This is a genomic window from Antarctobacter sp. (genome assembly GCF_048262615.1).
In the GTDB taxonomy this organism is placed as follows: Bacteria; Pseudomonadota; Alphaproteobacteria; order Rhodobacterales; family Rhodobacteraceae; genus Antarctobacter.
On record NZ_JBLXFB010000026.1, the window covers coordinates 43,976 to 52,362 of the forward strand.

General features: G+C 65.2%; 8 protein-coding genes. 2 read left to right on the top strand and 6 right to left on the bottom strand.

The annotated features are described in order from the left end of the window. Nucleotides 1–94 precede the first annotated feature (94 nt). The 3 genes from preA to ACN0S5_RS20260 all read right to left on the bottom strand — a co-directional run bounded on the left by preA (nt 95) and on the right by ACN0S5_RS20260 (nt 3,602). A complete protein-coding gene (gene preA / locus ACN0S5_RS20250; protein WP_417210736.1) occupies nt 95–1,399 on the bottom strand; it encodes an NAD-dependent dihydropyrimidine dehydrogenase subunit PreA in 1,305 nt (434 codons plus the stop codon). 26 nt (nt 1,400–1,425) lie between these two features. Continuing rightward, on the bottom strand, nt 1,426–2,760 hold the full coding sequence (locus tag ACN0S5_RS20255) for an NAD(P)-dependent oxidoreductase (RefSeq protein ID WP_417210738.1): 1,335 nt from the start codon (nt 2,758–2,760) through the stop codon (nt 1,426–1,428). A 179-nt stretch (nt 2,761–2,939) separates the two neighbouring features. After that, a complete protein-coding gene (locus ACN0S5_RS20260; RefSeq protein WP_417210739.1) occupies nt 2,940–3,602 on the bottom strand; it encodes an OmpA family protein in 663 nt (220 codons plus the stop codon). A 192-nt stretch (nt 3,603–3,794) separates the two neighbouring features. On the opposite strand from ACN0S5_RS20260, the gene ACN0S5_RS20265 reads away from it, so the two are divergent. Continuing rightward, the gene (locus tag ACN0S5_RS20265; RefSeq protein WP_417210741.1) at nt 3,795–5,030 is read left to right on the top strand and encodes a trypsin-like serine peptidase; all 1,236 of its coding nucleotides are present in this window, start codon (nt 3,795–3,797) and stop codon (nt 5,028–5,030) included. Then, nucleotides 5,027–6,538 (top strand): SH3 domain-containing protein, encoded by a 1,512-nt coding sequence (locus ACN0S5_RS20270; RefSeq protein WP_417210743.1) that lies wholly within the window; start codon nt 5,027–5,029, stop codon nt 6,536–6,538. The genes ACN0S5_RS20265 and ACN0S5_RS20270 overlap by 4 nt, the downstream gene beginning before the upstream one ends. A gap of 8 nt (nt 6,539–6,546) precedes the next feature. Here ACN0S5_RS20270 and ACN0S5_RS20275 read toward each other — a convergent pair whose 3' ends face one another. The 3 genes from ACN0S5_RS20275 to ACN0S5_RS20285 form a co-directional block, all read right to left on the bottom strand. Continuing rightward, entirely contained in the window at nt 6,547–7,236 is a 690-nt protein-coding gene (locus ACN0S5_RS20275) for an ABC transporter ATP-binding protein (protein WP_417210744.1), read from the bottom strand. Continuing rightward, nucleotides 7,233–7,982, bottom strand: a complete 750-nt coding sequence (locus tag ACN0S5_RS20280; RefSeq protein ID WP_417210747.1) for an ABC transporter ATP-binding protein — start codon at nt 7,980–7,982, stop codon at nt 7,233–7,235. The genes ACN0S5_RS20275 and ACN0S5_RS20280 overlap by 4 nt, the downstream gene beginning before the upstream one ends. Further along, nucleotides 7,975–8,387: branched-chain amino acid ABC transporter permease (locus tag ACN0S5_RS20285; RefSeq protein ID WP_417210748.1), on the bottom strand; the 413-nt coding region annotated here is incomplete at its 5' end. The genes ACN0S5_RS20280 and ACN0S5_RS20285, both read right to left, overlap by 8 nt.

An 8,387-nucleotide genomic window follows, 5' to 3' on the forward strand; every position in this document is an offset into this window, starting at 1 on the left:
CACAGCCCCCCGAGCGATGGCCAGATCACCGCAGCCTGACACCCCGTTCGGTGCTGCAAGGCGGGCCGGGCACCTCAGCGCCCCGCCCGTTGTCTTATTCCGCCGCCTTCGCCATCGGGTTGTTGGGATGTGTCGTCCAGTTGGCGTATTCGTCCGACACGGTCTTGCCGGTGCGCAGGTCCACCGCGCCGCCCTCCAGCCGTTCCATCGTGATGCAATCCTCGACCGGGCAGACATCGACGCAGAGGTTGCAGGCCACGCATTCCGCGTCGTTCACCTCGAACACCCGGCCCTCTTTCATCCAGATCGCCTGATGGCTGGTGTCCTCGCAGGCCGCATAGCAGCGCCCGCATTTGATGCAGGCATCCTGATCGATCCGCGCCTTGGTGACATAATTCAGGTTCAGATACTGCCAGTCGGTGACATTGGGCACCGCGCGCCCGATGAAATCAGAGGTCGAACGATAGCCCTTTTCGTCCATCCACTGGGACAGCCCGCGCTTCATCTCTTCGACGATCTTGAAGCCATAGGTCATGGCGGCGGTGCAGACCTGCACGTTGCCACAGCCCAGCGCCATGAACTCTGCCGCGTCGCGCCATGTGGTCACGCCGCCGATACCGGAAATCGGCAGGCCCGCCGTCGCCGGGTCGCGCGCGATTTCGGACACCATCGACAGGGCGATGGGCTTGACCGCCGGACCGCAATAGCCGCCGTGCGATCCCTTGCCATCAATGGTCGGCTCCGGCGCAAAATTGTCCAGATCGACAGAGGTGATCGAGTTGATGGTGTTGATCAGCGACACCGCATCCGCGCCGCCGTTTTTCGCCGCCGCTGCGGGTTTGCGCACGTCGGTGATATTGGGCGTCAGTTTCACGATGACGGGCCGGTCATAGTACTGCTTGCACCAGCGCGTCACCATCTCGATGTACTCGGGCACCTGACCTACGGCGGCCCCCATGCCGCGCTCTGACATGCCGTGCGGGCAGCCAAAGTTCAGCTCGATGCCGTCGGCGTTGGTCTCTGCCACGCGCGGCAGGATCGCTTTCCATGCCGCCTCTTCGCAGGGCACCATGATCGAGGCGATCAGCGCGCGGTCGGGGTAATCGGCCTTGACCCGCGCCATCTCCTCTAGGTTCACCTCCAGCGGGCGGTCGGTGATCAACTCGATGTTGTTGATGCCCAGAACACGGCGGTCGGCGCCATAGACCACGCCGTAGCGCGGCCCGTTGACGTTGACGATGGGCGGGCCTTCTTCGCCCAGCGTCTTCCAGACCACACCGCCCCAACCGGCCTCAAAGGCGCGGCGGACGTTGTATTCCTTGTCAGTCGGCGGCGCAGAGGCCAGCCAGAAAGGGTTCGGGCTTTTGATGCCCAGAAAGTCAGTTGTGAGATCAGCCATTTACATGTCTCCCTGTAGGGCGGGGTTTACCCTGCCGCTCCGGTCAGTGCCGCATGAATATCCTCTGCAGCATCGCGCCCTTCGGCGACGGCGACCACGGTCAGGTCTTCGCCGGGCGTGCAATCGCCCCCGGCCCAGACCCCGTCCATCGACGTGCGCCCGGTGTCCGACACCTTGATCTTGCGGTGCTCCTGATCCAGCCCGTCCGCCGGGGCCAGCGTTTGCCCGATGGCGCGGAACACCTGATCGGCGGGCAGGCGCAGCGTCTCGCCCGTTCCCGTCACCCGGCCGTCCACGACCTGCGTGTATTCCAGCTCTATCTCGGCCACGGCACCATCGCCGTGCATGGCCACCGGCATCACGTTGCACAGCAGATGCACGCCTTTGGAGGCCGCCAGATCCTGCTCGAACCGGCTGGCAGGCATTTCGGCCTGCGAGCGCCGATAAGCCAGTGTCACGGTCTGCGCGCCCAGCAGTTTCGCCTGCACAGCCGCGTCCACCGCCGTCATGCCGCCGCCGATCACCACCACGTTGCGGCCCACCGGCACCGCCGCCTTGTCCTCGGCCTGCCGCAGGGCAGAGATAAAGCTTACCGCATCCTCGACCCCCGCCAGCGCGCCGCCGTCGATCTCCAGCAGGTTCACCCCGCCCAGACCAATGCCCAGAAACACCGCGTCGAAATTCTCACGCAGACCGGCCAGCGTCACCTCGACCCCCAAGGAGCGCTGGTATTCGATGGTTATGCCGCCAATGCCCAGCAGCCAGTCGACCTCACGCGCGGCGAAGTCATCGACCGTCTTGTAGGTGGCGATGCCGTATTCGTTCAACCCGCCCGGTTTGGGCTTGGCCTCATAGATGACCACCTCATGGCCTTTCATGGCCAGCCGGTGCGCGCAGGCCAGACCCGCCGGGCCAGCCCCCACAACCGCCACCCGCTTGCCCGTCGCGGCGGCGCGGGCAAAGGGATGCCCCTGCCGCGCCATCAGGCTGTCGGTGGCAAAGCGTTGCAAGCGGCCAATCTCGACCGGTTTGCCCTCTGCGGTTTCGCGCACGCAGGCCTCTTCGCATAGCGTCTCTGTCGGGCAAACGCGGGCGCACATGCCGCCAAGAATGTTCTGCTCAAAGATCGTCCGCGCCGCCGCCTCGGACATGCCGGTCGCGATCTGGCGGATGAACAGCGGGATGTCGATGTCGCTGGGGCAGGCGGTCACGCAGGGCGCGTCATGGCAGAAATAGCACCGATCCGCCGCCACCGCCGCCTCATGCCCGTCGTAGGGGGCGTGAAGGTCCTCGAAGTTTTGCGCCAATTGCTCCTGGCTGAGGCGCCCGGACGTGATGCCGGGTGTCTGCGGGCTGGTCATGGCCTCTCCCTGTTCTTCTGTTTCCTGAGATCAGCGTGCCACAAGTCGAAATTTTATCAAACGGTAAAATTTCGAGGAGGAAAGAAAATTGCGGTTGCGGCCCCCTTTGCCAAGGATTCGAGCACGAAAAAGGGGCCGCGCGGGCCCCTTCAACCTGTTCTCATGCCATAAGGCCGGATTCAGGCGCCCGGCACCAGCACCAGTTGCACACGCCGGTTTTCCGCCGCGTCGGGAAAATGCGAGTTCTTGAGATAGTCGAACCCGACGCCCACCGCCTCGATCTGCGAGGTGCCCATGCGCAGGGTCGACTGCACATAGCGCGCCACCGAATCCGCCCGGCGCTTGGACAGTTCGCGGTTATAGGCGGCGCTGCCCACACCATCGGTATGGCCGATAAAGACCAGCTTGCTGCCTTGCAGCCGCGGGTCCGCCAGCGCCGAGGCCAGCGACGACAGCTTTGCCATCGCCTGCGGTGTCAGCCGGTCCGAATCATAGGCAAACAGCACCTCAAGGTCGATTGTCGGCAGCGGCTCAGGCGCGGGTTTGGTCCGGTCGATGACGGCAATCGCCGTGGTCGGCGTGCCCGTCGCGACGGGCGGCTTGGGCTCGCGTTTGACCACGCCAAGGTTGACCACGTCGTCCAGCGTGAACTTGGCGCCGCCACCGAACTCATTGCTGGCGCAGGCCGAGGCGTCCAGCAGGCAGTCGCGCATCTCTGTCGCGGCGGCATTCGGCTTGGGGTCGTCGTCCAGAGAAAAGGAATCCAGCGTCACGGTCGATTGCGCGGCGACCAGTCCGGGCAGGGTCAGCAGGGCAAGGGCGGGGAGGATAGATTTGGTCATGGCGGGGTCCAGCTCTGTCAAGGTAAGGGCTCAGGTCTTCGCGAAATGGCGTTGGGCCGTATTGGCCGCGTCAATGTGCCTGCCACTATAGACGAGCGGCACGACATTTTCCAGATAGCGCATTTTTTCGAGGCGCGCAGGTATGGTTTTGCTATGCTCTGGCCGAGGATTGTTTTTGACCTGAGGATTGCCATGCCCATTGTCGCCCGCCTGACCGCCGCTGCCTGTGCAGCCCTGCTTTCTGCCGCGCCGCTTGTCGCGGGCCCGGTGCCTGTGGACGGATTCCAGACCGAGGTCAGCGTCACAGGCTACAACAACGAACCGATCAACACCTATTCAGAGAACGCCGATTTCCGCAAACTCGGGCGCGGGGTGGGCATGTTGCAGATTGTCCACGACGCGGGACAGAACCCCTGCACGGCCTTTCTGGTCGATGAGAAACATCTGCTGACCAATCACCACTGCATCCCCGGCGTGCTCACCGACCCGCGCATCGGGGCCACGAAACTGATCTCGCTGACATGGGTTGCGGGGTTTCTGGAACCGGGCCGCGCGGATGAGGCGCAGCGATTTGTCGTCAAGCCGGACCCGGTCGAAACCTCCGCCGAACTGGATTACACCATCCTCGAAGTGGAGGGCGTGCCCACCGACCTGTTCCCGCCGCTGCCGCTGAGCGATCACGAAGCGACCGAAGGCATGCCTTACTGGATCATCGGTCATCCGCTGGGCAAATCCCAGCACATCAGCCGCGAGGGCTGTCGCGCCGCCCGCCCGCCGATTGGCCCCGCGCCAGAGTTTCAGGGCGGCGTCCGGCTGCGCCACCTCTGCGATACGCTGGGCGGCAACTCCGGGTCGCCGATCATCGACAGTTCATCGCGGCAGGTGATCGGGCTGCACAACTCGGGCATCGAAAAGATCGGCGTGAACTTTGGCATTCCGATGGCCCTGATCCTTGCGAACTCCAAGGTTCTCAAGGTGACGCCGCCGACCCCGACACCGGACGGCAAGCCAAGGCCGCTGCCGCTGATCATGTCCCTGTTCCCCAAGGAGCTGGGGGTGGGGCAGGAACTTTCTGTCGTGGCCGACGTGCCAGAGACCTGCACACCGGCATTTGTCGATATTTCGCCCAACCGCAAACTGACGCCGATCCCGCTGGAGATTTTCGAAAAGGTCGAACTCAGCAAGATCCAGACCCGCTATCAGGTCACGGCGACCAGCACCTATGGTCTGGAAATTCAGGAAGAGGACGAAAAGGGTCCGCACACCATCGGCTATCTGTGCAGTTCCACCAATCTGGACGACGCCGCCCAGCTCAAGGCCGCCTTGCGGCAGGTCGTGGCCGCGCTGGGGCAGGGCCAGATGGATGGCTCCGTGACCCTCGACAGCGGCACGGTGAACTACAGCTTTGGCACCTACGTGGTGAAATGAATCGGCTTGTCCTGTCCTGCCTCATGGCGGTTTGCGCCCTGACGGCCAGCGCGGCCTTGGCCGCCGAGATCACCCTGCGCGATGACCTGCGCCCCCGGCTGGCGCAGCTTTGGCCGATCTATGGCGAGTGGACAAACGTCGGCCGCAATGAACCCGTGGTGCGGCCCGCCGGGGCCGATGGCGGCTTTTACTATGGCAAGGGACTGCAAATATACCATGTCTCCGGCACGATAGATCAGGGGGACGCCCAACGCCTCGCCGACCTTATCGGCCCCGAAGAAACGGTCAGTTCCTTTGTCGTCGTCTTCGACAGCCCCGGCGGCAATTTTCTCGAAGGCGTCCAGATCGGAGAGCTTCTCCGGCTCTTTCGCGCCGGCAACGGCGATCCGGCCCTGAATGGTGTGATTGTCCTGAACGGTGACGAATGCATGTCCGCCTGCGCCGTGGCCTTTGCCCTCGCGGCGCTGCCGCGCGATTCTGGCAATTCGGTCCGCTATGTCGAACTGGGCGGGCGGCTGGGCTTTCACATGCCGTTTGTGCCCGTCGATCAGCAGGCCCGCCAGACAGAGATCGCGGCGGCGATGGACCTGACCTATCAGATCATGTCCGAATACATCCAGTTGATCGGCAATGGTATCGCGCCGTCCGCACTGGTCCAGAACGCGCTGCACTATCGCCGCCCGGACGACTTTCTGCTGTTGCACGGCGGTCTGGTGACGCGGTTCATGGACTTTGTGCCGGTGGCGGGGCCGAAGGGCACAACACCCTTGGCGCTGTCGGGACTGACCCAGCGCGATGCGCTGAACATGTGCCAATACCTGACCTATTCGCAGGGCCGCGATATGATCGACTGGGCCTATGAGTTCTGGCCGGTCGACATCGGCAGCAGCTTTCCCGACGACACCCCGCTCACCACCTTGTTCGAACGCGTCGGGGACCGCCGCCTTGCCAACGACGGTTGCAGCATCGAATGGCAGGACGGCGATACGCTGGGCATCGCGGGGACCGGGGAGTGCGGGCGCGACTCGACGGGCGGCGGCTGGTGCGCCGCCCCCCGCGATGAATTTGGCTATCTCGGGCCTGGCGGGGCCTTGCCCCGCGCCACCGGCGCGCTTCTGGCTGACAGCCTTGGCTGCCACGGCGGCAGGCTGACCGGCCGCTATTACATGTGGGACGCCAGCAACCGGTTCCTCGAAGAGGAGCAACCGGCAGAGTACCGGTGGTCCGGCGACACCAACCCCGACGCGCCGTTGAATCGGCTGGATTGGTCAGGCGCGCGGCTGGCCTCGAACCTCAATATCCGCGCCGCGCCGGGGGGAGATCCGGTCGCGCGCTGGACCGAAGGCACCCCGGTTCAGGTCTTGGACTGCACCTTGGCGGCGGACGATCAGGGGGTCTGGTATCAGGTTGCCGCAGATGGCGTGACCGGCTGGGCCAGCGCGCGCTACGTCGAGGTGCCCGCGCTGTCGGGCTGGAATTTCATGATCCGCCCGGCGGGGGGCGACTAGGCTCAGCGTCAAACGCCCAGATACTGTTGCGCCAGATCCGGCGCCAGCCCGTCCAGCGCCCCGGTCCAGGCCGTGCGCCCCCGGTTCAGGATCACCGCCCGATCCGACACCGCTGTCAGTTCCTTCAGGCTCTTGTCGACGATCAGGATCGCCAGCCCTCTGTCACGTTTCAGCCGCCCGATCGCCTCCCAGATTTCCGCCCGGATCAAAGGGGCCAGCCCCTCTGTCGCCTCGTCCAAAATCAGCAGCCGGGGGTTGGTCATCAGCGCCCGCCCAATCGCCAGCATCTGCTGCTCACCCCCCGACAGCGACCGCGCCACCTGCGCCTTGCGCTCTGCCAGCCGCGGAAACAATCGCCCGACCGCATCCATATCCCACGCCCCCGGACGCGCCGCCGCAATCAGGTTTTCCTGTACCGTCAGGTCCGCGAAACAGCGCCGCCCCTCCGGCACCAGCCCGATCCCCAGCCGCGCCGCCCGGTGCGACGGCAGGCGGCGCAAATCCTGACCGTCAAACCTAACCTCCCCCTCGGCACGCATCATCCGGCAGATGCAGCGCACCGTTGTGGTCTTGCCCATGCCGTTGCGGCCCATCAGCGCCACAACCTCACCCGAGGCCACCTCAAGGTCGACGCCAAACAACGCCTGACTGCTGCCATACCGCGCCTCCAGCCCGCTGACCTGCAACAACGCGCTCATGCGGCGTCCCCCAGATAGGCCTCGCGCACGGCGGGGTCGGCGCGGATTTCATCCACCGTCCCGCTGGCAATCACCCGCCCGTAAACCAGCACGCTGATCCGGTCGGCGAGGGCAAAGACCGCGTCCATGTCGTGTTCCACCAGCAGGATCGGCGCCTCCGCGCGCAACCCGTCCAGCAACCGGGTCAACCGCGCCGACCCCTCGGTGCCCAAACCCGCCATCGGCTCATCCATCACGAAACACCTCGGCGCCAGCGTCAGCGCCACCGCCACCTCCAACTGCCGCCGCTGCCCGTGCGATAACTCCGCCACCCGCATCCGCGCCTGATCCGCCAATCCGACCCGCGCCAAAGCGGCCTCTGCCCGGTCGCGCAACGCCCCCCGGCGCGCCACCGGACGCAGCATGTCAAAGGGCCGCCCCGCCGCCCCCAACGCGCCCAGCAGCGCGTTCTGCAACACCGTGTCCTCCATTGCCAACTGGCTGATCTGAAAGGTCCGCGCCAATCCACGGCGCGCCCGCGCGGGCACCGTCAGACCAGTGACATCGACACCGCCCAGCAACACCGAACCCGCATCTGGCACAATCGCCCCGCTGATCTGGCCGATCAGCGTCGACTTGCCCGCGCCGTTTGGCCCGATCACCGCGTGGATCTCTCCGGGACGCAACGCGATCGACACATCCTCCGTGGCCTGCAACGCGCCAAACGCCTTGAACAGCCCGCGTGTCTGCAAAACAGCCTCAGTCATGCACCCGGCCCCTTCCGGCGATCAGCCCGATCAGCCCGCCCTTGCCGAACAACACAACCCCCAACAGCAACAGCCCGAACCAGATGTGCCAATAGTCCGACAGCCCGCCCAGAAAATGCTCCAGCGCCACAAACAACACCGCGCCCACCACCGGGCCAAACAGCCGCGCGGTGCCGCCGATGATGATGAAGACGATGAACTCTCCAGACAGCTGCCAGCTGAACATGGTGGGCGACACAAACCGGTTGAGATCCGCAAACAGCGCCCCCGCCAACCCGGTGATCGCGCCAGAGATCACAAAGGCCACCAGCCGCAGGCGGAACGGGTCCAGCCCCACGGCCCGCACCCGCTCTGGCACCTGCCGCGCTGCATTCAGCGCCAGCCCAAAGGGCGACCGCAACAGCA

Bases quoted from the DNA above. Each gene is read 5' to 3' on its own strand.
- preA (WP_417210736.1), bottom strand. From the start codon at position 1,399: ATGGCTGATCTCACAACTGACTTTCTGGGCATCAAAAGCCCGAACCCT.
- ACN0S5_RS20255 (WP_417210738.1), bottom strand. From the start codon at position 2,760: ATGACCAGCCCGCAGACACCCGGCATCACGTCCGGGCGCCTCAGCCAG.
- ACN0S5_RS20260 (WP_417210739.1), bottom strand. From the start codon at position 3,602: ATGACCAAATCTATCCTCCCCGCCCTTGCCCTGCTGACCCTGCCCGGA.
- ACN0S5_RS20265 (WP_417210741.1), top strand. From the start codon at position 3,795: ATGCCCATTGTCGCCCGCCTGACCGCCGCTGCCTGTGCAGCCCTGCTT.
- ACN0S5_RS20270 (WP_417210743.1), top strand. From the start codon at position 5,027: ATGAATCGGCTTGTCCTGTCCTGCCTCATGGCGGTTTGCGCCCTGACG.
- ACN0S5_RS20275 (WP_417210744.1), bottom strand. From the start codon at position 7,236: ATGAGCGCGTTGTTGCAGGTCAGCGGGCTGGAGGCGCGGTATGGCAGC.
- ACN0S5_RS20280 (WP_417210747.1), bottom strand. From the start codon at position 7,982: ATGACTGAGGCTGTTTTGCAGACACGCGGGCTGTTCAAGGCGTTTGGC.